At 58.6% G+C, this 25,096-nt stretch carries 19 protein-coding genes and 3 tRNA genes; 9 read left to right on the top strand and 13 right to left on the bottom strand.

Annotated elements, in window-relative coordinates; genetic code table 11:
- Window position 1: 1 nt before the first annotated feature.
- A complete protein-coding gene (gene nnr / locus C1Y43_RS10735) occupies window positions 2-1,519 on the bottom strand; it encodes a bifunctional ADP-dependent NAD(P)H-hydrate dehydratase/NAD(P)H-hydrate epimerase (protein WP_104188195.1) in 1,518 nt (505 codons plus the stop codon).
- On the opposite strand from nnr, the gene queG reads away from it, so the two are divergent.
- The gene (gene queG / locus C1Y43_RS10730; RefSeq protein WP_104188193.1) at window positions 1,518-2,657 is read left to right on the top strand and encodes a tRNA epoxyqueuosine(34) reductase QueG; all 1,140 of its coding nucleotides are present in this window, start codon (window positions 1,518-1,520) and stop codon (window positions 2,655-2,657) included. The two genes, nnr and queG, sit on opposite strands and share 2 nt — an antisense overlap.
- Before the next feature lie 431 nt (window positions 2,658-3,088).
- Here the strand turns inward: queG and C1Y43_RS10725 are convergent.
- The 4 genes from C1Y43_RS10725 to orn all read right to left on the bottom strand — a co-directional run bounded on the left by C1Y43_RS10725 (window position 3,089) and on the right by orn (window position 4,391).
- A tRNA-Gly gene (locus tag C1Y43_RS10725) sits at window positions 3,089-3,164 on the bottom strand.
- Window positions 3,165-3,363: 199 nt separating this feature from the next.
- A tRNA-Gly gene (locus tag C1Y43_RS10720) sits at window positions 3,364-3,439 on the bottom strand.
- Between the two features lie 91 nt (window positions 3,440-3,530).
- A tRNA-Gly gene (locus C1Y43_RS10715) sits at window positions 3,531-3,606 on the bottom strand.
- A 236-nt stretch (window positions 3,607-3,842) separates the two neighbouring features.
- Window positions 3,843-4,391: an oligoribonuclease gene (gene orn / locus C1Y43_RS10710; protein ID WP_021508132.1), complete on the bottom strand. Its 549-nt coding sequence runs from the start codon at window positions 4,389-4,391 to the stop codon at window positions 3,843-3,845.
- Window positions 4,392-4,493: 102 nt separating this feature from the next.
- On the opposite strand from orn, the gene rsgA reads away from it, so the two are divergent.
- The 3 genes from rsgA to mscM all read left to right on the top strand — a co-directional run bounded on the left by rsgA (window position 4,494) and on the right by mscM (window position 9,886).
- A complete protein-coding gene (gene rsgA / locus C1Y43_RS10705; RefSeq protein ID WP_031279822.1) occupies window positions 4,494-5,543 on the top strand; it encodes a small ribosomal subunit biogenesis GTPase RsgA in 1,050 nt (349 codons plus the stop codon).
- 93 nt (window positions 5,544-5,636) lie between these two features.
- On the top strand, window positions 5,637-6,533 hold the full coding sequence (asd, locus tag C1Y43_RS10700; RefSeq protein WP_104188191.1) for an archaetidylserine decarboxylase: 897 nt from the start codon (window positions 5,637-5,639) through the stop codon (window positions 6,531-6,533).
- A gap of 17 nt (window positions 6,534-6,550) precedes the next feature.
- Window positions 6,551-9,886: a miniconductance mechanosensitive channel MscM gene (mscM, locus tag C1Y43_RS10695; RefSeq protein ID WP_058771346.1), complete on the top strand. Its 3,336-nt coding sequence runs from the start codon at window positions 6,551-6,553 to the stop codon at window positions 9,884-9,886.
- A gap of 46 nt (window positions 9,887-9,932) precedes the next feature.
- Here the strand turns inward: mscM and mdh are convergent, their stop codons facing one another.
- Window positions 9,933-10,868 (bottom strand): malate dehydrogenase, encoded by a 936-nt coding sequence (mdh, locus tag C1Y43_RS10690; RefSeq protein WP_021508136.1) that lies wholly within the window; start codon window positions 10,866-10,868, stop codon window positions 9,933-9,935.
- A gap of 420 nt (window positions 10,869-11,288) precedes the next feature.
- Between mdh and argR the strand changes: the two genes are divergently transcribed.
- The 4 genes from argR (at window position 11,289) to yhcN (C1Y43_RS10670) (ending at window position 13,242) form a co-directional block, all read left to right on the top strand.
- Entirely contained in the window at window positions 11,289-11,759 is a 471-nt protein-coding gene (gene argR / locus C1Y43_RS10685) for a transcriptional regulator ArgR (protein ID WP_021508137.1), read from the top strand.
- A gap of 492 nt (window positions 11,760-12,251) precedes the next feature.
- Window positions 12,252-12,515, top strand: coding sequence for a peroxide/acid stress response protein YhcN (yhcN, locus tag C1Y43_RS10680; protein WP_021508138.1), 264 nt, complete (start codon window positions 12,252-12,254; stop codon window positions 12,513-12,515).
- A gap of 90 nt (window positions 12,516-12,605) precedes the next feature.
- Entirely contained in the window at window positions 12,606-12,872 is a 267-nt protein-coding gene (locus tag C1Y43_RS10675; protein ID WP_021508139.1) for a YdgH/BhsA/McbA-like domain containing protein, read from the top strand.
- Between the two features lie 103 nt (window positions 12,873-12,975).
- Entirely contained in the window at window positions 12,976-13,242 is a 267-nt protein-coding gene (gene yhcN / locus C1Y43_RS10670) for a peroxide/acid stress response protein YhcN (protein WP_021508140.1), read from the top strand.
- A 59-nt stretch (window positions 13,243-13,301) separates the two neighbouring features.
- On the opposite strand, the gene C1Y43_RS10665 is transcribed toward yhcN (C1Y43_RS10670), so the two are convergent.
- The 5 genes from C1Y43_RS10665 to aaeX form a co-directional block, all read right to left on the bottom strand.
- Entirely contained in the window at window positions 13,302-13,571 is a 270-nt protein-coding gene (locus C1Y43_RS10665; protein WP_104188189.1) for a hypothetical protein, read from the bottom strand.
- Window positions 13,572-13,586: 15 nt separating this feature from the next.
- Window positions 13,587-15,041 carry an NAD-dependent succinate-semialdehyde dehydrogenase gene (locus C1Y43_RS10660; protein WP_104188187.1) on the bottom strand — a complete coding sequence of 485 codons (1,455 nt, stop codon included), beginning with the start codon at window positions 15,039-15,041 and terminating at the stop codon, window positions 13,587-13,589.
- A gap of 111 nt (window positions 15,042-15,152) precedes the next feature.
- Window positions 15,153-17,105, bottom strand: coding sequence for a p-hydroxybenzoic acid efflux pump subunit AaeB (aaeB, locus tag C1Y43_RS10655; RefSeq protein ID WP_021508143.1), 1,953 nt, complete (start codon window positions 17,103-17,105; stop codon window positions 15,153-15,155).
- 11 nt (window positions 17,106-17,116) lie between these two features.
- Window positions 17,117-18,046, bottom strand: coding sequence for a p-hydroxybenzoic acid efflux pump subunit AaeA (gene aaeA / locus C1Y43_RS10650; protein ID WP_058759877.1), 930 nt, complete (start codon window positions 18,044-18,046; stop codon window positions 17,117-17,119).
- Between the two features lie 8 nt (window positions 18,047-18,054).
- Window positions 18,055-18,258: a p-hydroxybenzoic acid efflux pump operon protein AaeX gene (aaeX, locus tag C1Y43_RS10645; RefSeq protein ID WP_021508145.1), complete on the bottom strand. Its 204-nt coding sequence runs from the start codon at window positions 18,256-18,258 to the stop codon at window positions 18,055-18,057.
- 258 nt (window positions 18,259-18,516) lie between these two features.
- On the opposite strand from aaeX, the gene aaeR reads away from it, so the two are divergent.
- Window positions 18,517-19,434 (top strand): HTH-type transcriptional activator AaeR, encoded by a 918-nt coding sequence (aaeR, locus tag C1Y43_RS10640; RefSeq protein WP_058771467.1) that lies wholly within the window; start codon window positions 18,517-18,519, stop codon window positions 19,432-19,434.
- 326 nt (window positions 19,435-19,760) lie between these two features.
- On the opposite strand, the gene tldD is transcribed toward aaeR, so the two are convergent.
- Together tldD and yhdP are read right to left on the bottom strand one after the other, a co-directional pair.
- Entirely contained in the window at window positions 19,761-21,206 is a 1,446-nt protein-coding gene (gene tldD / locus C1Y43_RS10635) for a metalloprotease TldD (RefSeq protein WP_104188185.1), read from the bottom strand.
- 64 nt (window positions 21,207-21,270) lie between these two features.
- On the bottom strand, window positions 21,271-25,089 hold the full coding sequence (gene yhdP / locus C1Y43_RS10630; protein WP_104188183.1) for an AsmA2 domain-containing protein YhdP: 3,819 nt from the start codon (window positions 25,087-25,089) through the stop codon (window positions 21,271-21,273).
- Window positions 25,090-25,096 lie beyond the last annotated feature (7 nt).

The following is a 25,096-nucleotide window of genomic DNA, read 5'->3' as shown; positions in this document are numbered from 1 at the left end:
TTTATTGTTGGATCATCTCTGGATTAACAAACTGCCACAGCAGTGCGAACAAATCAGTGGCTAACATGCCGCGCGTCCCGCGCTGTCGCGCTACCGCATCCGCCGCGGCACCGTGCGCGACACAGCCCGCACAGGCGGCGTCAAACAGGGTGGCCTGCTGGCCCAGCAGGGCGGCGATAATACCGCTCAGCACATCGCCCATACCGCCGGACGCCATGCCTGCATTGCCGACATCCGCAATCGCCATGTCGCCCGCCGCGCTGGCAATTACCGTACCGGCACCTTTCAGCACCACCACACCGCCGTAGCGGTTTGCCAGGGTCTGCGCGGCATGTAAGCGGTCACTCTCAATCTCAGCGGTTTTCACCCCGAGCAGGCGTGCTGCCTCGCCGGGATGCGGCGTAATGATGCGATTCTGACGGTTATCTGCATTGATTGCCAGCAGGTTAAGCGCATCAGCATCCCAAAGCATCGGCTTTTCACTCAGTGCCACCTTTTTCAGTGCCTTCTGAGCCCATTCACGCTGGCCAAGACCGGGGCCGATGGCGATGACATCCGCCCACGCCAGCGCGTCGTCCAGCCGCGCGTCGCTCAGGGCATCCACCATCAGCTCCGGTCGTGCGCTGAGAATCGGACCAATATTATCTTCATGCGTTAACACCCGCACAAGCCCGGCACCGCTACGCAGCGCCGCTTCGCCGGTCATGCGGATCGCGCCGGCCGTGCCGCTGTCGCCGCCGACCACCAGTAAACGGCCGTGATCGCCCTTATGCGAGGTGGCTTTACGCGGCTTCAGCCAGCGCGGTAAATCCGCTGCAGCGTAGCGATGAATCGGCGCCGGCTCGCCAGCCAGAAACGCGTCCAGGCCAAGCGTCGCGCAATGCAGCACGCCGACGTGGTCACGCGCTTTGCCGGTGAGCTGACCGGGCTTCAGCGCAATCATACTTAACGTGCAGTCCGCCACGACCGCCGCTCCCGGCGTGGTGCCGGTCGCGGCCACCAGCCCGGAAGGGATATCGACGGCAAACACCGGCGCGGCGTGCGCATTGATCTGTTCGATCAGCGACTGGTAAGGCGCGGCAGGCGCGCGATTCAGCCCGGTGCCCAGCAGCGCATCAACAATCACGTCGATGTGTTCCGGCCAGGCAGCGTCGGCGGCATGAATCACGCCGCCCGCCGCCAGCCAGCCGTCGCGCGCCTGCTGTGCTTCTTCCGGCAGCGGACGTTCGCTGTCACAGGCCAGCAGCGTCACGCTCAGCCCGGCGGCCTGCGCCAGCCGCGCCACCACGTAGCCATCGCCGCCGTTATTACCGTGGCCGCATAAAATCAGCCAGTGCTGCGCCTGCGGCCACTGCTGGCGAATCCGTTCATAACTGGCCTGCCCGGCGCGCTGCATCAGTTCATACAGCGTCAGGCCCAGGCTATCGGCGGCGTCGCACTCCAGTTGCGGCATGGCCTGCGCAGGCCAGACAGAGTGTGGTAAACTGCGTGCGTTTGCTTCAATTGCCTGGTCTCTCATGTCATACCCTCTCGATCTTCAACAGCTCGCTCAACAGATTAAACAGTGGGGGCGCGAACTCGGCTTTCAGCAGGTGGGTATTTGCGATACCGACCTGAGCGCCGAAGAGCCGAAACTGCAGCAGTGGCTGGAGAAACAGTATCACGGCGAGATGGACTGGATGGCGCGTCACGGTATGATGCGCGCCCGTCCGCATGAACTGCTGCCCGGCACGCTGCGCGTGATCAGCGTACGCATGAACTATCTTCCGGCCAAAGCCGCGTTTGCCAGCACGTTAAAAAACCCGCAGCTGGGTTATGTCAGCCGCTACGCGCTGGGCCGCGATTACCACAAAGTATTGCGCAATCGACTGAAAAAGCTCGGAGAAAAAATCCAGGCCCACTGCGGCGAACTCAATTTTCGTCCGTTTGTTGACTCCGCGCCGATTCTGGAGCGGCCGATTGCCGTCAAAGCCGGACTCGGCTGGACCGGCAAACATTCGCTGGTGCTTAATCGCGAAGCCGGCTCGTGGTTTTTCCTCGGCGAACTGCTGATTGATCTACCGCTGCCGGTGGATGAGCCGCAGCAAGAGCAGTGCGGCCGCTGCGTCGCCTGCATGACCATCTGCCCGACCGGCGCTATCGTCGAACCTTATGTCGTTGATGCGCGCCGCTGCATCTCCTATCTCACCATTGAACTGGAAGGCGCCATTCCCGAAGCGCTGCGCCCGCTGATCGGCAACCGCATTTACGGCTGTGACGACTGCCAGCTGATCTGCCCGTGGAACCGCTATGGTCAGCTGACCGATGAAGAGGATTTTTCGCCGCGCGCGGTGCTGCACGCGCCGCAGCTGGTCGAACTGTTCGGCTGGGATGAAGCCCGTTTTCTGCGCGTCACGGAAGGCTCCGCCATTCGCCGCATCGGCCATCTGCGCTGGCTGCGTAACGTGGCGGTGGCGCTGGGTAATGCGCCCTGGGCACCCGCGAATCTCACGGCATTAGAACAGCGGCGCGGTGAACATCCGCTGCTGGATGAGCACATTGACTGGGCGATAGCGCAGCAGCGGCAAAAGCGCGCGGCGCAGGTGGTAGAGGTGCAATCGGCACAGCAGCAGCGGCTGGTGCGCGCCGTCGAGAAAGGGTTACCGCGTGATGCATGATTGAGCAATCGCGCAGGATATTATGCTTTTCCACATGCTGTGAATAAAATTATTTCCCCGAATAGTGACGTGGATCGTTATTTCGTCCAGCGAGGCCATTCACAGTCTGAAATATCATTTACCTGAATATATTCAAAATGTTAGATGATTACTGTAAACATTTGCGTAGCGTTTTGCGCGCAGGGGCTTGTCCAGAGCTTGTGGATAACTCTGTTCAAAACGGTTTTGCAGATAGGGTAAAACGCCGCCAGCACGTTGCGGGCGCATTGTGGATAACCTGTAAGATTACTGCAACAGAGACAGACATCACGGCCACTGACGCGGCGTGCAAAATTTCCAGATAACAAACGGAACCGCACAGGTAAAACGACTGCAGCAGTTGTATGTCTGATTGTGCCCGGGGGCAAATAACTTTAGTGAATATGAAAATCTGGAGCGGGAAACGAGACTCGAACTCGCGACCCCGACCTTGGCAAGGTCGTGCTCTACCAACTGAGCTATTCCCGCATAATCTTCGTATTTTAGTCTGCCACGGCGTTGGCTGCCTTCGCTCACCCAGGTCACTTACTCGTGTAAGCTCCCAGGGATTCGCTCAGTTGCCGCCTTGTTGCAAACTCAAATACTCGATTATGTACCGGCATTCTTAAGTCACAACAACCGCAAAAAGACTAAATCCGTGATTTGGATGGCGTACTGCAACAGAGACTGGAGCGGGAAACGAGACTCGAACTCGCGACCCCGACCTTGGCAAGGTCGTGCTCTACCAACTGAGCTATTCCCGCATAATCGTCGTCTTTCATTGCGCTGCGGCGTTAACGGCCTGGACGCGGCTGAAATCCTTGATTCTGATGCATTACTTTTTACTGCACGTTCTGGAGCGGGAAACGAGACTCGAACTCGCGACCCCGACCTTGGCAAGGTCGTGCTCTACCAACTGAGCTATTCCCGCATCATTGTCTTTCAATCTGCTGCGGCATTGACCGCCTTAGCGCAACTGAACTACCTGATTCAGAACATTTGTTACTTTTACTGCTCCGTACCTGCTGTAAATTCTTCACCGGTACGGGGTGCGCATTATACGAGAAATCCTTCCCGCCGCAAGCGTTGCAAAGCAAAATTTTGCGCTTTGCGCGCGTTTGCTGTTTTAATCGGCAAACTGCTGCTTTCCTGCGCACCCGCGTTGATTTACAGCTGCAGGAAGTGCTCGCGGTAGTAGGCCAGCTCGGCAATGGACTCGCGAATGTCGTCCAGCGCCTGATGCGTACCGGCCTTTTTAAAGCCTGGCAGAATCTCTGGCTTCCAGCGGCGCGCCAGCTCTTTCAGCGTGCTGACATCGAGATAGCGGTAGTGGAAATAGGCTTCCAGCTCCGGCATGTACTTAAACAGGAAGCGGCGATCCTGGCCAATGCTGTTGCCGCAAATCGGTGAGGTGTTGGCCGGAACCCACTGCTGCAGAAACGCAATCGTCGCCTGCTCCGCCGCACGATCGTCATGCTGGCTGGCCTTCACGCGCGCAACCAGCCCGCTATTGGTGTGGGTGCGTACATTCCAGTCATCCATCAGCGCCAGCTGCGCATCGGACTGATGCACCGCCAGTACCGGACCTTCGGCCAGAATGTTGAGGTTGGCGTCCGTTACAATGGTGGCGATCTCAATAATGCGATCGCGCTCCGGATCCAGTCCGGTCATTTCCAGGTCGATCCAAATCAGATTGTTTTCATTTCCCGCTGTCATGCATTTCCCGCCTGTTGCCAAAGTCGTCATTAGCCTGAATTAAGGTGTATCATAGACGTTTTGCCCAGCGGGGCGAAGCCTGGCGAAAGCGTGAGAGGATGCGTGAGCAAAAATAAATTGTCGAAGGGTCAACAACGTCGCGTGAGCGCCAACCATCAGCGTCGTCTGCAGCAACGGAACGAAAAGCCGGAACCGGACGACAGCCTGTTTGGTGAAGCCTCTGAAGGCGTAGTGATCAGCCGCTTTGGCATGCACGCGGATGTGGAAGACAGCGCCGGCGAGGTGCATCGCTGTAATATCCGCCGCACCATTCGCTCGCTGGTCACCGGCGACCGCGTAGTGTGGCGCGCCGCCGGCGAAAACGGTGGCAAAGGTATTGTTGAAGCCGTACACCCGCGCCAGACGGTGCTGACGCGTCCGGACTTCTATGACGGCGTGAAACCAATCGCCGCCAACATTGATCAGATCATAATTGTGTCGGCGATCCTGCCAGAGCTGTCGCTGAACATTATCGATCGCTATCTGGTGGCCAGCGAAACGCTCGGCGTGGAACCGCTGCTGGTACTGAATAAAACCGATCTGCTGGATGACGACGCGCGGGCGTTTGTCGATGAGCAGATGGATATCTATCGCCACATTGGCTATCGCGTACTGATGGTGTCGAGCCGCGCCAAAGATGGACTGAAGGATCTGGAAGCGGCGCTCACCGGCCGGGTCAGCATTTTTGCCGGCCAGTCGGGCGTGGGTAAATCCAGCCTGCTGAACAACCTGCTCGGCCTTGACCTGGCAGGCGATGAGATCCTGACCAATGATGTGTCGGACGTGTCCGGCCTCGGCCAGCACACCACCACCGCCTCACGGCTGTATCACTTCCCGCACGGCGGCGATGTCATCGATTCGCCTGGCGTGCGCGAGTTCGGTTTGTGGCATCTGGAGCCGGAACAAATTACCCAGGGATTTGTCGAATTTCGTGAATTTCTCGGCGGTTGTAAGTTCCGTGACTGCAAGCACGACAACGACCCTGGCTGCGCCATCCGCGAAGCGGTGGAGAACGGGATCATCGACATTTCACGCTTCGATAACTACCACCGTATTCTGGAGAGCATGGCGCAGGTAAAAACGCGTAAAAACTTTTCCGCCAGCGAAGATTAACGGGTACAACGGCACATTCGCCAACTGACCGGGGCGCTGCTACAATCCGCCCCCTTTTGTGTAAACCAAACGTTATTAAGCCAGGAGGCAACGGTGTTTGATCGTTTTAAACTCGGCCTGAATCACATTCTGCCTAAAAAAGCGCTGACCGAACTCGCCGGTTGGGGCGCCAGCCGCCGCGCTGGCTGGCTGACCAAAGCGGTCATCGACATTTTTGTCTGGTTCTACAAAGTGGATATGGCGGAAGCCAGCAAGCCGCACACCGGCAGCTACCGCACCTTTAATGACTTCTTTGTACGCCCGTTAAAAGAGGGGGCACGCCCTATCGATCCGGACGCTTCGCTGCTGGCCTTGCCAGCGGATGGCGCCATCAGCCAGCTGGGCCGTATTGCTGGTGATCAGATCTTCCAGGCCAAAGGCCACACCTACTCGCTGCAGGCGCTGCTGGCCGGCAATGACGATCTGGCGGAAAAATTTGTCGACGGTGAGTTCGTTACCACGTACCTTGCGCCGCGCGACTACCACCGCGTGCACATGCCGTGTAACGGCATCCTGCGCGAAATGATCTACGTGCCGGGCGATCTCTACTCGGTTAACCCGCTGACCGCGCGCAACATCCCGAACCTGTTTGCCCGTAACGAACGCGTGATCTGCGTATTTGATACCGATCACGGCCCGATGGTGCAGATCCTCGTGGGCGCCACCATCGTCGGCAGCATCGAAACCGTCTGGGCCGGCACCGTGACGCCGCCGCGCGAAGGGGTGATCAAACGCTGGCGCTACCCATCGGCCGATCATGATGGCGCGGTCGTGCTGCTGAAAGGTCAGGAGATGGGCCGCTTTAAGCTGGGCTCGACGGTAATCAACCTGTTCGCGCCGAACCGCGTCAAGCTGGCTGAAAGCCTTGAAGACGAAAGCAAAACCCGCCTAGGTCAGCCGCTGGCTGTCGCCCTGCCGCAGCCCGGCGACAGCGCTCCGCTCATCGACTAATTCCGGGAAACACCGCCGTGCGCGCCTCTCTTTTTCTGCTGCTGAGCCTGGTGCTCAGCAGCACCGTCTTTGCCGCCACCGTTCCACCCGCCAGCCAGCTGAAACAAGATCTGGAAACGGCGAAATCCGCGAAAAGCTCGCCCAGCCAGGCCGAACAGGTGCAGGCGCTGGAAGCAGCAATTAACTTCCTGTCCGAACGCGACGACTCGCTGGAACGGGCGAAACAGTATCAGCAGGTGATCGATGATTTCCCGCGGCTGGCGCGCGAACTGCGTCAGCAAATCGCCACGCTGACCGATAGCAGCAAGCCAGTGCGCAGCAACATGAGCAATGCCGAGCTGGATCAGGAGATCCTGCAGGTTAGCAGCCAGCTGCTGGAGGAGAGCCGCCAGGCGCAGCAGGAGCAGGATCGCGCCCGCGAAATCAGCGATTCTCTGTCGCAGCTGCCGCAGCAGCAGACCGATGCGCGGCGCGCCATGACCGAAAGTGAACGGCGCGCACAGGGCGTGGCGGCTGCCGCTACCCCGCTGGCACAGGCGCAGATTTATGCGCGTCAGACCGAGAGCGCAGCCAGTAAAGCGCGGGTAGATGAACTGGAGCTGGCGCAGCTGTCGGCCAATAACCGTCAGGAGCTGGCGCGCATGCGCGCGGAAGTGCATCAGCGCAAAGCGACCCAGCTGGATAACTATCTGCAGGCGCTGCGCAATCAGCTCAACAACCAGCGTCAGCGCGAAGCCGAACTGGCGCTGGAGCGCACCGAACAGCTGGCGGAAAACAGCGGCGATCTGCCGGCCTCCATCAGCGATCAGTTCCGCGTTAACCGCGAGCTCTCCGCCGATCTTAATCAGCAGGCGCAGCGTATGGATCTGGTGGCCTCGCAGCAGCGTCTCGCCACCAATCAGACATTGCAGGTGCGCCAGGCGCTGAGCACGCTGCGCGAGCAGTCACAGTGGCTGGGCGTGTCAAATCTGCTGGGTGAAGCGCTGCGCGCGCAGGTGGCGCGCCTGCCGGAGATGCCGAAATCCCAGCAGATCGACAGTGAAATGGGCCAGCTGCGCGTGCAGCGGCTGCATTATGAAGACCTGCTGGAGCGCCAGCAGGCGCTGCGCAAAGAGAAACAGGCGGACGGCACGCCGTTCACCAGTGAACAGACGCGCATTCTGGATGCCCAGCTGAAAACCCAGCGTGAACTGCTGAACTCACTGATTTCCGGCTGCGACACGCTGATTCTGGAAATTACCAAGCTGAAGGTTTCCAATACGCAGCTGCAGGACGCGCTGAGTGAAGTCAAAGAGGCGACGCACCGCTATCTGTTCTGGACCGCCGACGTCAGCCCGGTTGGCCTGAAATATCCGCTGGATGTGGCCACCGACCTGACGCGCCTGCTGTCGCTGGACACGCTGGGCCAGCTGGGCAAAGCGCTGGCGATGATGTTCACTAACCGCGAAACGGTGCTGCCGATTATTGGTGCCATTCTGCTGGTGGGCTTTAGCATCAGCACGCGTCGTCACTACAACGCCTTTATGGCGCGCGCGGCCAGCCGCGTGGGGAAAGTAACGCAGGACCGCTTCAGCCTGACGCTGCGCACCGTCTTCTGGTCGATTCTGGTCGCGGTGCCGCTGCCGGTGCTGTGGGCCGCGCTCGGCTTTGGCCTGCAGCACGCCTGGCCTTACCCGTTTGCCGTGGCGATTGGCGATGGCATCACTGCCACCCTGCCGCTGCTGTGGGCATTCATGATCAGCGCGGCTTTTGCCCGTCCTGACGGCCTGTTTGTCGTGCACTTCCGCTGGCCACAGGCGCGGGTCGCGCGCGCCATGCGTTATTACTCGCTGACGGTCGGCCTGATCGTACCGCTGATTATGCTGCTGATTGCTTTCGCCAACCTCGACGACCCGCAGTTCTCCGCCACGCTGGGGCGCCTGTGCTTTATTCTGATCTGCGGGGCGCTGAGCATTGTCACCGTCAGTCTGAAACGCGCCGGTATCCCGCTCTATTTAGATAAAGAGGGCGACGGCGACAACTTCGTTAACCGGATCCTGTGGAACCTGATGATCGCCATCCCGCTGGTAGCGGCGCTGGCCTCCTGCATTGGCTATCTGGCCACCGCGCAGGCGCTGCTGGCGCGTCTGGAAACCTCGGTCGGCATCTGGTTCTTCCTGCTGGTGATTTACCACATCATCCGCCGCTGGATGCTGATTCAGCGCCGCCGCATCGCCTTTGACCGCGCGCGCCAGCGTCGTGCCGATATGCTGGCCAACCGCGCGCGCAGCGAAGAGGAAAAAGAGCAGCAGTCTGCCGTCAGCACCGATACCGTGGAAGTCGAAGAGCCGATTATCGATCTGGATGCGATCAGCGCGCAGTCGCTGCGGCTGGTCCGCTCGATTCTGACGCTGATTGCGCTGGTGTCGGTGATTGTGCTGTGGTCTGAGATCCACTCCGCGTTTAGCTTCCTCGACAACATTCCGCTGTGGGATGCCAGCACCACGGTGCAGGGCGTTGAGAGCGTACAGCCCATTACGCTGGGTGCCGTGCTGATCGCCATCCTGATCTTTATCATTACCACCCAGCTGGTGCGCAATATGCCGGCGCTGCTGGAGCTGGCGCTGCTGCAACACCTCAGCCTGTCGCCCGGTACCGGTTACGCCATTACCACCCTGACCAAATACGCGCTGATGCTGGTCGGCGGTCTGATTGGCTTCTCGATTATTGGCGTGGAGTGGTCAAAACTGCAGTGGCTGGTAGCGGCGCTGGGTCTGGGACTGGGCTTTGGGATGCAGGAGATCTTCGCTAACTTTATCTCCGGTCTGATCATCCTGTTTGAGAAACCAATTCGTATCGGCGATACCGTGACCATTCGCGATTTGACCGGCAGCATCACCCGCATCAATACGCGCGCCACCACCATTACCGACTGGGACCGCAAAGAGATTATTGTGCCGAACAAGGCCTTTATCACCGAGCAGTTCGTCAACTGGTCGCTGTCGGATTCGGTGACGCGCGTGGTGCTGACCATTCCGGCACCGGCCCACGTTAACAGCGAAGAGGTGACGACCATCCTGAAGCAGGCGGCCGATCGCTGTACCTACGTGCTGGATATGCCGGCGCCGGATGTGTTCCTGGTGGATCTGCAGCAGGGCATTCAGCTGTTTGAGCTGCGCGTGCACGCGGCGGAGATGGGTCATCGCATGCCGCTGCGCCATGAGCTGCATCAGCTGATTCTGCGCGGCTTTGAAGAGCATGGCATTGAGATGCCGTTCCCGCCGTTCCAGGTTCGCATGGAAACGCTGGGGCGCAAAACGCCGGCCAGCAACGGTTCGACTGCCAGCCGGACCTTCAAATCCGGTGGCCTGTAAAACAAAACGCCCGGCATGCGCCGGGCGTTTTTTCTTTACGCGCGAGTTACTTCACAAACTCTTCGCCCTGCGCGATATCTTTTTTCAGCGTCTCCAGCATGCCGTTAAGCGCCTGCTGTTCGAAATCACTGAGCGGCCCGAGCGGACGGCGTTCGGCGATACCGTTTTTGCCCAGCAGCAGCGGCTGCGAGAAGAAGCGCGCGTACTCGCCGTCGCCTTCCACATAGGCGCACTCTACGACATTGGCTTCGCCCTGCAGTGCACGAATCAGCGACAGACCAAAGCGCGCCGCCGCCTGGCCCATCGACAGCGTCGCCGAGCCGCCACCGGCTTTGGCTTCCACCACTTCGGTACCGGCATTCTGAATACGTTTCGTCAGGTCGGCGATCTCCTGCTCGCTGAAGCTGACGCCTTTAACCTGCGACAGCAGCGGCAGAATGGTCACGCCTGAATGCCCGCCGACCACCGGCACTTCAATCTCCGTAGGCTGTTTGCCCTTCAGGGCAGCGACAAAGGTGTTGGCGCGAATCACATCCAGCGTTGAGACGCCAAACAGCCGGTTTTTATCGTACACACCGGCTTTTTTCAGCACTTCGGCGGCAATCGCCACCGTGGTATTTACCGGGTTAGTGATGACGCCAATCAGCGCTTTTGGCGCGGTGGTCGCCACCTGTTCAATCAGGTTACGCACGATACCGGCGTTGACGTTAAACAGATCGGCGCGGTCCATGCCAGGTTTGCGTGCCACACCGGCCGAGATCAGCACCACATCAGCGCCGTGCAGAGCCGGCGTGGCATCTTCGCCACTGAACCCTTCGACTTTCACGGCAGTAGGAATGTGGCTGAGATCAACCGCGACGCCTGGCGTCACCGGGGCAATGTCATACAGTGAGAGGGCTGAACCTGCGGGTAATTGGGTCTTGAGCAGCAGAGCGAGTGCCTGGCCAATACCACCAGCTGCACCGAGAACGGCAACTTTCATCCTGAACTCCTTATTAAGGTGGGGCAGAGATATGCCGGAAATCCATCAGGTTACGAGTTTAATCAACTTCTCAGGCGATAGCGACACACCTGTCGCGCAATAACATTACGCCGCAATCGGCTCCCGAGACATCTCCACTTCAGAAGTCGCCTGAATGATCCAGTCGCAGCCAGAAGACTATGGACGGCAATGATCATCGTTTTGTTGTTACCACTTCAATAATATAACAACTTTGCAACCTTCGCTTTGCGCGCCAGCGCGCGATTTTGGTGCAGGATAAAACTCTGTTATCATGCCCGCCCCACACGCGCATGCCGTGAATTCACGCATCCGCTTATTGCATAAAAATTCATCTAAATGCATAATAATTTATCTACGACGGGCCTGTTGCCTGCTGCAACCCTCTTTTATTGGTAGCTTATGCGAAACCCATCTAAACAAGACGATCTGATAAAGGCGTTCAAAGCCTTACTGAAAGAAGAAAAGTTCAGCTCTCAGGGCGAAATTGTCCAGGCGCTGCAGGAAGACGGCTTCGGCAACATCAACCAGTCAAAAGTTTCTCGTATGCTGACCAAGTTTGGCGCGGTGCGCACGCGTAACGCCAAAATGGAGATGGTGTACTGCCTGCCTGCCGAACTGGGCGTGCCCACCACCACCAGCCCGCTGAAGAATCTGGTGCTGGATATCGACTATAACGATGCGCTGGTAGTGATTCATACCAGCCCGGGCGCAGCCCAGCTGATCGCCCGCCTGCTCGACTCCCTCGGCAAAGCCGAAGGCATTCTCGGCACCATCGCCGGTGACGACACCATCTTTATTACGCCAGCGCGCGCCTTTACGGTTAAGCAGCTGTATGACGCCGTGCTGGTGTTATTCGAACAGGAACTATAAAACCCTGTCTGTTACCGGCGGTTCACCTGCCGGTAACCTTGCCTGCCCGCCCGCGCTTATCCCGCTGTTTTACCGCCAACACCTTACAAAATAACTGCTTAGCCATATTCCGCCGGGTTCTCGATGCGCGAAATTATTGGTACGACCTTTTCGCCTGCTTAACCCTTTGCGCTATTTTACGCTGCTTTACAATTAGTGCTCAGCGGTTATCTCTTGCTTTTAGCTCACAGCCAGCTTGATCAACCACATTGTTTCGCACAAAAAGATAATTTGATGCAGATCATTGTTTTTGCATGGAAATACACCCTCCTGGTTAAGATCCAGGCGGTTTTAATAACTTTGCGTTATAAAAATGTGCCATAAGGATAAAGAATTACAACCAATCATTATTAGCGGGATATTAATTTCATGGGTGATTAGATCTATACTTCTTTTCGTGATGCAAATCACACGAAATCAAAAAGAGAAAAATAGAAGACGAGGAAAAATACCATGAACGTTAAAACTACTATCGCCACCCTGAGTGTTCTATCTGCCCTGTCATTTGGTGCTTTCGCCGCAGATTCTATCAATGCCGAACAGGCAGCGAACCTGCAGCCGGTCGGCACCATCAGCGTCAGCGGCATTGGCGGCTCACCGATGGATATCCATCAGCAGCTGAACGCCAAAGCTGAAGCGCAAGGTGCTAAAGCCTATCGCGTTGTTGAGGCTTATAACGACAACAGCTACCACGCAACCGCGGAACTTTATAAATAAGTTTGCCGGAACAAGATGCAGTGTGAACGGCGACCCGTTTGAGAGGCGTTTGCCTCTCAGGTTGCCCACCCCATTTCAGGAGAGTGAATCATGAAAACCAAATTATCTATTGCTGTACTGAGTCTGGCTTCCGTTCTGTCTTTTGGCGCCAGTGCTGCCACCCTGGTAACCAACACCCAGGCTGAAAATCTGCAGCCGCTGAATCAGACCATTAGCGTGAGCGGCGTCGACGGCGACCAGACCAATATTCGTCAGGAACTGTCCCAGAAAGCCGATGCTCAGGGTGCCAGCCATTACCGCATCATTGAGAACAATCAGGACAACACCTTCCACGTGACGGCTGAACTGTACAAATAAACTTTAACTATCGATCCGGCGTTATGCAGTCGCCGGGAGAAGATCGACGACCCGCTTACCCTCTTCGTGCCGCAGGTTGTTGATTCTAATGAGGAGACGAATTATGAAAATCAAAACAACCATCGCAACCGCTACGCTGCTTTCTCTGTTCGCTTTTGGCGCTTCGGCTGCCCAACTGGTAACGGATGAATCCGCGCAGAATCTGCAATCTACCGGCCAGACCATTACCGTTAGCGGAACAGGCGGCTCACCTATGGATTACCGCGCTCAGCTTTCTCAGAAAGCCGATGAGCAGGGTGCCAGCGCGTATAAAGTGATTGAAGCGCGCACCGGTGACAGCTATCACCTGACTGCAGAGCTGTACAAATAATTCCTCGTCAATTCTGACGAACCCTTTGGCCCCGCCTGCCGGGGCCCTTTTTGGTTGTGCTACTGAACATTAAAGCGGAGCTGGCCTTCCAGCTCCTCTTCTGCCTCATCGAATAGCAATATCAGCGCACCATAGCGGCGTTTCTGCCCTTTTCCCAGATTGATGAACGCAATTTCCAGCGGCAGCGGGATCTGCTCGCCGATGATCATTTCCCACAGATCGTCCAGATCCTGAATGGTGCGATCCGCCAGCGCGAAACGTTCGCAAAACTGACGGTAGAAATGAGCCTGATCGACGATTTCATTGAAGTCGAAACGCTCGGTTCTCATGGTGACATCCTCTCGCTACGCCAGCCCGCCGAGGTGCAGCGCTTTGACTTCCAGATACTCTTCCATGCCCAGCACCGATCCTTCGCGTCCCAGTCCGGACTCTTTCACGCCGCCAAACGGCGCCAGCTCGGTCGAGACCGCGCACTCGTTGATCCCAATCATGCCGGCTTCCAGCGCCGCCGAAACGCGAAACACGCGCTGCAGATTCTGCGTATAGAAGTAAGCCGCCAGACCGTATTCGGTGTTGTTGGCGCGCGCGATTACCTCAGCTTCATCGTCAAAGCGGAAGCAGGCGGCCACCGGACCGAAGGTCTCTTCCCGCGCCAGCTGCATCTCTTCATGCGCATCGGCAATCACCGTCGGCTGCCAGAAGTTGCCGCCCAGCGGATGGCGCTCGCCGCCCACCAGCAGCTTCCCGCCTTTGCTCAGCGCATCTTTGACATGCTCCGCCACTTTCTCCACCGCAGACGGCTCAATCAGCGGCCCGACCACCACGCCCGGCTCCACGCCATTGCCCACTTTTAGTTTGCCCACCGCCTCAGCCAGCTGATGCACAAAGCGGTCGTATATTGCGTTGTGGATATAGAAGCGGTTAACGCTGACGCACACCTGGCCGGCGTTACGGAATTTGTTGGCGATAGCCCCCTGCACCGCCGCGTCGATATCGGCATCGTCAAACACGATATAGGGCGCGTTGCCGCCCAGCTCCATCGAGACTTTCTTCATGGTTTCGGCCGCGTTCCGCATCAGCGTTTTCCCCACTGCGGTGGAACCGGTAAAGGAGATTTTACGCACCGCGCGGGAAGCCATAATGGCGTCGCTGATGGCGTGCGTGTCGCCAGCTACCGCGTTCAGCACGCCGTCCGGCACGCCCGCCTTTTGTGCCAGCGCCACCAGCGCAAAGGCGCTGAGCGGGGTGTTATTGGCCGGCTTGATGATGCCGGTGCAGCCGACCGCCAGCGCCGGTCCGAGTTTGCGCGTCAGCATCGCCATCGGGAAATTCCACGGCGTGATGGCAGCGACCACGCCAATCGGCTCGCGCGTCGCCAGAATGCGTGAACCGGCTTTGGCCGGCGGGATAATTTCGCCGTTGGCGCGCTTCGCCTGCTCGGCAAACCATTGAATAAAGCTGGCGGCGTACTCTACTTCCCCCTCGGCTTCCTGCAGCGGTTTGCCCTGCTCGGCGGTCATCAGCTGGCCCAGCCAGCTTTTGTGCTCAATGATCAGCTGGTACCAGCGATATAGGATTTCGCTGCGCTGTTTGGCGGTTTTGTCGCGCCACGCCGGAAAAGCGCGCTGTGCGGCGGCAATCGCCTGTTCGGTTTCAGCCTTGCCGGCTTTCGCCACCTGCGCCAGTACCTCGCCGGTGGCCGGATTGGTGACATCAAAGGTGCTGCTGGCGGTGTGCCACTGGCCGTCAGCGAAGTAGCCAGTGTTGAACAGTTCGTGTTGTTGCAGGGAAGTGGACATCGTTATTCTCCTGTCAGTAAGCATCCTGTCAGGAAAGTATAGATGGCAATAATCGGGCAATGAGGGTCAGCGTGGCATCAGGCCAGCCGCTGCGCCAGGCAGCGGCCAGTTTCAGATTTGGATGAGGGTGTTCTGGTACTTATCCAGCATCATCGACAGCCGTTTCACCGGTTCCGTCACGCTGGCCGGGGCGGCATAGTGCTGCAGCTTCTGCTGATAAACGTCCAGCTCCTGCAGCAGGCGCTCAAAGTAGTAGCGCCGTTTATCATCGCTGCTGGCCGCAATAATGCGGTCGGCGGTGGCGCGCAGCTGGCGGTGATACGCCGACAGGTCGGCATTGACCGGTACCTCCGCGTTGCGCAGGCGCTGATGACCAATAATCAGCGTGAGCGCAATCCGGTACTTGTCGATATCGCCCGGGAACAAATTAAGCAGCAGGAACAGCTGCTGATAAAGCGCCGGTAAATGGTTTTCCCGCCGGCGCGCCTGATTGGTGGTCAGCGCTGCCACCGCAGCATACATAAAGCGATTCAGCAGCTTGCGTCCGGTGCGGGCTTTGGATTTGTCACGAATCAGTAAAATCACCATCATCGCCACAAAGCTGCCAATCCACTGGCCGAGCGCGTTGTCGAGAAACACGTTGAACTCAAACTTCATCGGGTTATCCAGCACCAGCACGTTGATGGTGCCGATCAGCGCGCCCAGCGTACCAATCTGCCGCCGCTGTACAAAGATGCCGCCGATAAAGCCGAGTGCGCCAATCGCGATACACAACAGCAAGGCACTTTGCTGGGTGCCCGGCAATACCCAGATGAAGTAGAGCATGCCCAGCGGCACCGCAAAGGCCATGCCGTAGAAGAAGTCTTTCGCCATCATCAGCGGATTCGGCATACGCATCGCCAGCGCGGTAATCACCGCCAGCATCACCATGCAGCCGCTGCCGGAAGTCCAGCCGGTATACAGCCAGAACAGCGAACCGAGCGCGGTGGCGACAAAAGTGCGCACGCCATTGATCATCGCATGATGCGTCTCCGCTGAACGCGCCTGGATCACCACTTCACGCTGCAGAATGCTCTCCTCCAGCGTGGTGATACGGCTGTTACTTTTGACGCCATTGATCAGCAGCAGATATTCGGTTGCTGCGCCGACCCAGCTGGCCAGGGTAAACGGCACGCTTTTACTGCTGACGCCGATAACGCGGCGCATCAGCTTCATGCGCTTATGTACGTCACTGACGCTGGTTACCTCTTTCTCAATCAGCAGGCGATACTGCGGCGGGATGTAATCCGGGCGCGAATTCTGAATCAGGAAGGTCTCAGCGGCCTGAGTAATCAGCGTCAGCGATAGCGTGTTGAGCATTTGCAGCCGGCGGCTGGTGTTGCTCCAGCGCGACGACTCCATCAGCAGCTGACTGCGCATACCGTTGAGCGCGGTCGTGCGGCGCACCAGCGCGCTCCAGGCTTTGTCGACTTCCTCTTTATCCTCGTGCGCCACGCACAGCTGCAGCAGGCGGTAGTGCGCGACCAGCAGCGCATCCACTTCCGCATCAATCACTTTCTTGATCGAGCGCGGAGAGAACAGCATGTCGGCGAGAATAGCGCACAGAATACCGAGCACAATTTCGCTGCAGCGCTCCACGGCGAACTGCGGCGCCAGCGTCAGGCCGCCGCTGGCATCGGCGGTCACCACGATGATCAGCGCGGTGTAGCCGGCGAGGCCCAGCGCGTAGGAGTTTTCGACTTTAATCAGCGATGAGAGCCAGACGCACATGCCGGCCCACAGGCAGCACAGCAGCAGCATCACCACCGGCGCGCGCACCGTCGCAATCATGATGGTGAGTGCCGCGATACAGCCGATAAAGGTGCCGATAATACGCAGAACGCCACGGTAGCGCAGCGCGCCAGAGTAAGGATCGCCGCCCGCGGCAAAGGCGGTGCCGCCAGCCACGATGCCGGCGGTCATCACCGCCCAGCGCGGCGTTTCCAGATTGAAGTGAAAGCCAATCATCAGCGCTGCCACCAGCGCGAAGGTCAGCTTTACCGGGAAACGCAAAAACTCAATCATATCGCCCCCGCTTAACCAAACTCACGCAGGCGGTTGAACAGCTGCGCCATCGGCGACACTTTGGTCTGGCGGTCTTTGTCACCGGTGATCACCACGGTGGCGGTGGTCCCCGCCGGGAAGCGGTTGCCGGGTTGATCGTCGAGGCGAATACGCACCGGCACGCGCTGCGCCAGACGCACCCACTCAAGGTTGGAGTCCACGGTGGCCATGCCTTTGCTGTCAACGCTGCTGCTGCTGTTGGTCACGCCAGCCGCGATGCTGTCAACCGTGCCGCGCAGCACCGTGTTGCTGCCCAGCGGAGTGATTTCCGCACGGAAGCCGGGACGCACGCCATCCAGCTTGGTCTCTTCCATGTAGGCCAGCACGTAGAACGAGTGCTGCTGCACCAGCGCCACGGCCACCGAGCCGCGCGTGATGAATTCACCCTGGTAGACGTTGAGGTTGGTGACCCAGCCGTCGGACGGTGCTTTGATGGTGGTGCGATCGAGGTCGATCACCGCCAGATCGCGCGTCGCCACCGCTTTGGCCAGCTGATGTTCACTGGTCTGCAGGTCGCTGTTCGACTGCTCAATAGCTTCACGCGACATCGCGCTGGTACCGAGCTGGTTACGCCGCGCCGCTTCACGGCGTTTTTCACTAACCAGCGCCTGGTAATATTCGACATCCGCCTGCGCCTCATCCAGCGCTTTCTGGTAGCGCGGACGGTCGACGATAAACAGCGTATCGCCTTTTTTCACCAGCTGGTTGTCGTGTACCGGGACGTCGGTGATCAGTCCGGTCACGTCCGGGGAGATCGCCACCACGTCGGCGGAGAATTTGGCGTCACGCGTCCACGGCGACTCGGTATAGAACACCCAGGCGCGGAAGATAATAACAACAGCGATGATAACCAGCAGGAGCGTAATGGCGTAACGCGCGATTTTTCTTATTAGCGCTTTCACTTAAAACCTCAGACGAATAGACGGGATACAAGGTAAAACACACAGCAATACAGCGCTGTGTTAAAAAGTGCCGGGTGCCACACCAGATCGTAAATCCCGCTGGGCGTCAGCACGCGTTTCACCAGCCAGAACAGCGCCAGCGAAACCAGTAGTTCAATGAAGATGGGCGGAAAAGACAGCCCGAATACGACAAATACCGGAAGCACACTCATTTCGGTTCCTTAGTTCGACCTTGCCGGATTGCACCGATACCTGCCCTCATGCCCTCTGGCACGTCGGGTTGATGATAGTGGGATGACGGATAATCTGATGACAACATTCAGGCCGCGTTGAGCTAATCATAGCGTATCATCGGGTAAACACTGCCGTGTTCAGGTGCGGTGAAGAGACCCTGCGTGCGTATAGTAACGCGCTTGACTATACGTTTTCTACATATTGTGAGCTAAATCACTTTTTAGCCAGAGTAAACAATGGAACGACTCAAAGGCATGTCCATTTTCGCCAAAGTGGTTGAATTGGGCTCATTTACCGCCGCCGCACGCCAGCTGCAGCTCAGCGTCTCGTCAATCAGCCAGATTGTTGCCAGACTGGAAGATGAGCTGCAGGTGAAACTGCTTAACCGCAGCACCCGCAGTCTGGGCCTGACCGAAGCCGGTAAGATTTATTATCAGGGCTGCCGCCGCATGCTGGCAGAGGCCTCGCAGGTGCACGAACAGCTGTACGCCTTCAACAACACGCCGATCGGGATTTTACGCATCGGCTGCTCAACCACCATGGCGCAAAATGTCCTCTCTGCCATGACCAGCGAGATGCTGCACGAATACCCGGGACTGAGCGTCAACCTGATGACCGGCATACCGGCGCCGGACCTGATTGCTAACGGGCTGGATGTGGTGATACGCGTCGGTGAGCTGCAGGATTCCAACCTGTTCTCGCGCCGGCTGGGCGCCATGCCGATGGTGGTATGCGCGGCGAAGAGTTACCTGGCCCAGCACGGCACGCCGGAAAAGCCGGCTGAAATCGACAACTTTTCCTGGCTGGAGTACAGCGTGCGCCCGGATAACACCTTCGAGCTGGTGGCGCCGGAAGGCCTGGTGACGCGCCTGACACCGCAGGGCCGTTTTGTCACCAATGATTCGCAGACGCTGATTCGCTGGCTGAAAGCGGGCTGCGGTATCGCCTATGTGCCGCTGATGTGGGTGATTGATGAGATTAACGCCGGTGAGATCGATATTTTGTTCCCGCAGTATCACTCGGAGCCGCGCCCGGTGTATGCCGTCTATACCGAGAAGGATAAGCTGCCGCTCAAGGTGCAGGTGTGTATCAATTATCTGACCGAGTATTTCAGGCAGGTGGCGAGGCAGTATCAGCAGCACCGCAAAAGTTAGCCGGGGTGGCGCGCGGGTATTGCTGGCCTTAAGGACGCAGACGGAGAAATGCGGGGCAGTTATGCATGCAAGGTCACCCTGAAAGGTGACCTGGCAAAACAATTGCGTAATGCCGCTCAGTTAAGTACCAAATTCAATTACCGCAGATTTCGTAGCGGCGCTATTAATCGCGCGTACTACTAGCAGCACCGTTCCCATCCATGCTTCGCGCAATAAATTGCGCCGCTACCAAAGTGTGCGTGCTGTTTACTCATAACTGACAAGCATTGTACAAACCCATTGCGCGGTTTTGACAGGGTGCGCACTGATGCGCACCAGCATGAACCTTAAGCCGTTCCGCCCACGGTAATTTTATCCAGCTTCAGCGTGGGCTGACCTACGCCGACCGGCACGCTCTGGCCCTCTTTACCGCACACGCCGACGCCCTTATCCAGCGCCAGATCGTTACCGACCATGGAAATCTGCTGCATCGCCTCAATGCCGGAGCCGATCAGCGTCGCGCCTTTCACCGGTTTGGTGACTTTGCCGTTCTCGATCAGATAAGCCTCGGAGGTCGAGAACACAAACTTGCCGGAGGTGATATCGACCTGGCCGCCGCCAAAGTTAGGGGCATACAGACCATACTCCACACTCTCAATGATCTCCTGCGGCGTCGATTTACCCGCCAGCATATAGGTGTTGGTCATGCGCGGCATCGGCAGGTGCGCATAGGATTCACGACGACCGTTACCGGTAGGCGGCACGCCCATCAGACGCGCATTGAGCTTGTCCTGCATATAGCCTTTCAGCACGCCGTTTTCGATCAGCACGTTGTATTGTCCCGGCACGCCTTCATCATCCACCGCCAGCGAACCACGCAGCCCTTGAAGGGTACCGTCGTCAACCACGGTGCAGAGTTCGGACGCCACCAGCTGGCCCATCTTACCGCTGAAGACGGAAGTCTCGCGGCGGTTGAAATCCCCTTCCAGACCGTGGCCCACCGCTTCGTGCAGCAGCACGCCTGGCCAGCCCGCACCCAGCACCACCGGCAGCGTACCGGCTGGCGCCGCGACGGCGGACAGGTTAACCAGCGCCATGCGCACCGCTTCGCGCGCCCAGACATCGGCCCGTACATCACCGCTCTCATCGGCAAGGAAGAATTCGTAGCCGGTACGCGCACCGCCGCCGCTGGCGCCGCGCTCGCGTTTACCCTGATCTTCCACCTGAACGCTAATGGACAGGCGCACCAGCGGACGAATATCCGCCGCCAGCGTACCGTCGGTGGCGGCGACCAGCACCTGCTCGTAGACGCCGCTCAGGCTGGCATTCACTTCCTGCACGCGCGGATCGGTGGCGCGTGCCACTTTATCAACCCGGTGCAGCAGCGCGATTTTGTCTTCGCGCGTCAGGCTGTCCAGCGGATTGACCGGCGCGTACAGCGAACGGTTAAGCACCGCGGAGAGCGCGTGCGCTTTGCCATTGCCCTGCTCGCGCACGATACTGCGCGCCGCTTCGGACGACTGGCGCAGGGCGTTGAGGCTGATTTGATCGGCATAGGCAAAACCGGTTTTCTCCCCGCTTACCGCGCGGACGCCCACACCCTGATCGATATGATAAGAGCCATCTTTAATGATTTTGTCTTCCAGCACCCAGGATTCATGGAAGCTGGACTGAAAATAGAGATCGGCATAGTCCAGACGACGTTCTGAAAGCTGCCCTAACAGGGAAAAAAGGTCCTGCTGATTAATGCTGTTCGCAGCTAGTAACTGCTCACTTACCAGATTCAGAGTCATCGTTTCTCACTCATTATGTGCTCGGATAGTCATAGCCTGCGGCAATTCCCCGACGGCGTCAAATTCACTTCTTATCGGCTTCGCGCGGTTTGCGCAGCACTTCATTGATTTCCGGCTTATCCAGCGGTCCGCTGATGTGATAGCGCAGCAGCGAAATCTTATTCCACAACGGTGCCAGCACCTTGCTGGCGGCAAAAACCGCCGCGCCGACCACCGGGTTAATCACAAACGCGGTGGCCACGCCAACCGAGGCGCCGATCTCCGGTGCCACCACCGCTTCCATGTCGATTTGCCGCTGCACCAGATCTATTTTGCCCTGCATGGCGATATCCGCTTCGAGGCCATCCACCAGCAGGTTATCGGTGCGCATCACGCCGTTTTCAATCCACGCCGTGCCGTTGATCGAATCAAACCAGAAACCTTCATTAAAGGTATCGCTAAAATCGAAGCGCAGCTTACGCAGCAGGGCATCGAAGCTCACCAGCCGCAACAACTGTCCGGCACGACCGGTGTTCACATCCGCAATCTGCCCTTTGCCGAAGTGAGTTTTCAGCGTGCCGCTCAGCGTCTTTTCTGAAGGCTGCCACGGTGCGGAGCGCCAGTGCAGGTCATAATCAATTTTAAACGGCGCATCGCGCAGCGGCGTGTTCATGCCAAACCAGTTGGTGGCATCATTGATATTTTTGCCGCTCAGGCTGCCTTTTAACGAGGTGCGCTGCTCGCCCGCTTTGTTCACCCATTCACCCGCGACATTGAGCTTCGAGCTGCCGGTATCGACGCTGCCGTTAGTGAGTGCTAACGTCTCTCCCTGCGGCTGGAGCCTGGCCTGGATGTGGCCGAACTTCTGCCCGCGCAGCCAGCACTCAGCGCAGTTGAGCTGCAGCGCTGGCCAGCTGCGGAAATCAATGCCGCTGTCCCCGCTGAACGGCGAGGAGGCCTTGCCCGCTTCACCGTCACTCCATTGCGGATTGTAATAAAGATAGCTCAGGTCGATTTGCCACGGCGCGTGTTGTGCGGTTCGCAGGCTGCCGCGCGCTTCGCGGCTCTCCAGCTGAAGTTGCGTGCTGCCGCCCGCGCCCTGAGTCACCGTGGCATTAACATCGTGCCACTGCTGGCCGCCGAGCGTCAGGGCCGGAGTGCGCAACGTCACATCGCCCGGCAGCAGTGCGCCGCCGATGTCCGTCTCGCCCTGCGCATTGCGTGAACCCGTCGTGCCGGTCATCAGCCCCAGCCAGGCTTCGCCGTCCAGCGCCGGCAGATTAAGCACCATCCCGCGCCGATCCGGTAGCGCCGGCGTGCTTTTGGCATCATTCAGCCAGATACCGCGATCGACGCGCAGCTGCGGCTCCAGCAGCCAGCGGCTGTTAAAGCGATGGTGCTCACGCACGCTGCCGCTGAGGTTAAAACTGTGCAAATCGCCGCTGGCATTAATGGCGATGGGCAGTGCCTCACCGGCCTCTTTATCCAGTGGTGGAGGTAAGTGACTGCTCACTGTCTTGCCGTCACCATTGATATCAACCTTGTAGCGCGCCCCACCCTGATGCGGCAGCGTGATGTCGACATTGCCCTGCCACGCCAGACTGCCGCCCAGCTTACTGCTTACACTGGCAGGCAGCATGGCCAGTTTTGCCGGCTGCCAGTCGCCCAGCAGTTTGACGTTAACGCCAAAATCATCGGGATTTTCCGTGGTGGTGAAACGCACGCCGGTGGGCTGACCGAACCAGTTGGCCTGCAGCTCTTCACTCTCCAGGTTTCCGTTGTTGTAGCGGAAACGTCCGGTCAGGTTTTTCAGCGTGGTGTTGAGCGGCTTAATGTGCAGGCTGTTGTTATTCAGCACCACGTTACCGCTGGCGTGCACCAGTTCCCCATCCAGCGGAATATCCAGGTTGAGCGAACCACGCACGTTGCCGCCAATCTGCAGCTGCTCCAGCGCCGCACCCAGCGTGGATTTGAGCGGCGTGCGGGCGAAATAGTCGGCGATATCTTTACCTTCGCCGCTCAAATCACCGTCAATGATCAGCTTCTCTTTCAGGTAATCCGGGATTACCGCACTGACGTTGCGCGCGTCCACCGCACCCAGCCGGGTTTGCGCCGCCTTCATCCACAGACCGTCGTTGATAAAATCGAGGTCGATATCGAGGTTTTGCAGCGCCGGCCAGCCTGGCTGGAACTGGAAGGTAGCATTGCGCACCGGCACGGCCACTTCAAACATGCCGTCGTGGTGCTTAAACGGGAACAGACGCGGATCGCCGGCAAACAGCAGCGTGGCATTCTCCACCTGGCCGCCTTTGACCGCTTCGCTGAGATACTGCGTCAGATCGTGGCCCATCAGCGGCTCAGGGAAGTAGCGCCACGCATCACCGGCGTCGGTGACGCGAATCCCGGCAAGAATGTCGAGCCGCGGCGCTTTACCGACATTTTGCTGATAGCGGAAATCGCCGCGCGCCCATAGCGAACGTGCCTGCACGTCCAGCTGCTGGCCATCCAGCGTCAGGCCGTTGCCATCGCGCAGCCAGTTAATCCTGCCGGTGACCTGCTGAATCTGTAACGGCGCCTGGAACATATCGCCGTACGGCACTTCCGCCTGGCCCATCTGCACATCCAGCTGGCCGTGGTTCAGACTGCCGCTGGCGCTGCCGCTCAGATTGCTGATGCCCGGCAAAAGCTGCCAGTGCTGCCACGCCAGATCGCGCCAGCGCGCCTGCAAACGCGTCTGCTCCGGCTGCGCCAGCGGAATATCCAGCGCCAGCGCGTCGATATAGCCGCGCGGCTGCAGCGCCCGCCAGTTGTCCAGCAGCGTAGGTGAGAGCGGCGCAAACAGCGGCACCAGCGGTGCCAGACGCTGCAGATCAAGACGGGTGGCACGCACCCGCACTTCTGCTGCACTGTTCGCGCCGATCATCTGTTTATCTTCCGGCTTCCACAGCAGGGCGATATGGCCGGCATCCCAAGCCACGCCGTCAGTCATCAGCCGGGTTTGCGGCACCGTCAGGCTCCAGCCATTCTGGTAGCGCGCCAGATGCGCGGTCAGGCCATCCACCTGCAGCTGATGATCGCCCTGCTCGCCGCGCCAGCGCGCGCCGCCTTTGCTCAGCAGCAGATCGCCTGCATACACCTCGCCGTCGCGCAGGTTGACCCACGCGGCCAGGCTGAAACGCGCGCTTTGCAGGCTGGTATTATCACGCAGCCAGCGGCCAATCCACGGCCGCACGTCCACGTCATCGGCCTGCATCCAGATGCGGCCGTCGTTGAGTAAGCCGTTAGTATCGTTAAGATCGAGTCGTACCTGCACCACGCCGTGCTGGCCGGTGAAGCTGGACAGGCTCACTTCGCCTTCGGCGCGATGGCGGTTGTCCTCGTTCAGCCAGGTAAGGCGGGGAATCGCCAGTTCGGCATGCTGGCCGGAAGGCGTGAGAAAACGGATGCTGCTGTCGCGCAGATCGAAATGGTCAAACTGGCGTAAGAACAGATCGTTGATTTGGGCCGGTTTGAAGCTGTTTTTTTGCTCGTCGCTGGTGAGCAACGGACGGTTGGTTGCCAGCCGCAGCTGCCAGAAGGTGAGATCGCGAAACTGCCAGCGCCAGTGCAGCAGCGACTGCCACACATTGAGCGCCAGCGTAACGCGGCCAATCTGCAGCTCGCCATCTTTTTCCATGTCGATACGCAGATCGCGCACCTGCAGGGTCGGGCCAAAATTCTCCCATTTTCCCTGAATTTCACTGGCATCGATGGTGACGCCGCTGACGCGCGAAAGGGTGTGCAGCACCTCGCCGCGATAGCTGTTGAGATGCGGCATCACAAGGCGCAGCCCGCTGACCAGCAGCGCCACAATGACGATGATTGCGGCGAGCAGCAGTAACAAAATCCCCGGCAACCGCCTCACACACCTC

The sequence above is a fragment of the Pantoea sp. ICBG 828 genome (genome assembly GCF_002928355.1).
GTDB classification, from domain to species: Bacteria; Pseudomonadota; Gammaproteobacteria; order Enterobacterales; family Enterobacteriaceae; genus Pantoea; species Pantoea dispersa.
This window is presented reverse-complemented; position numbering and strand designations above follow the sequence as displayed.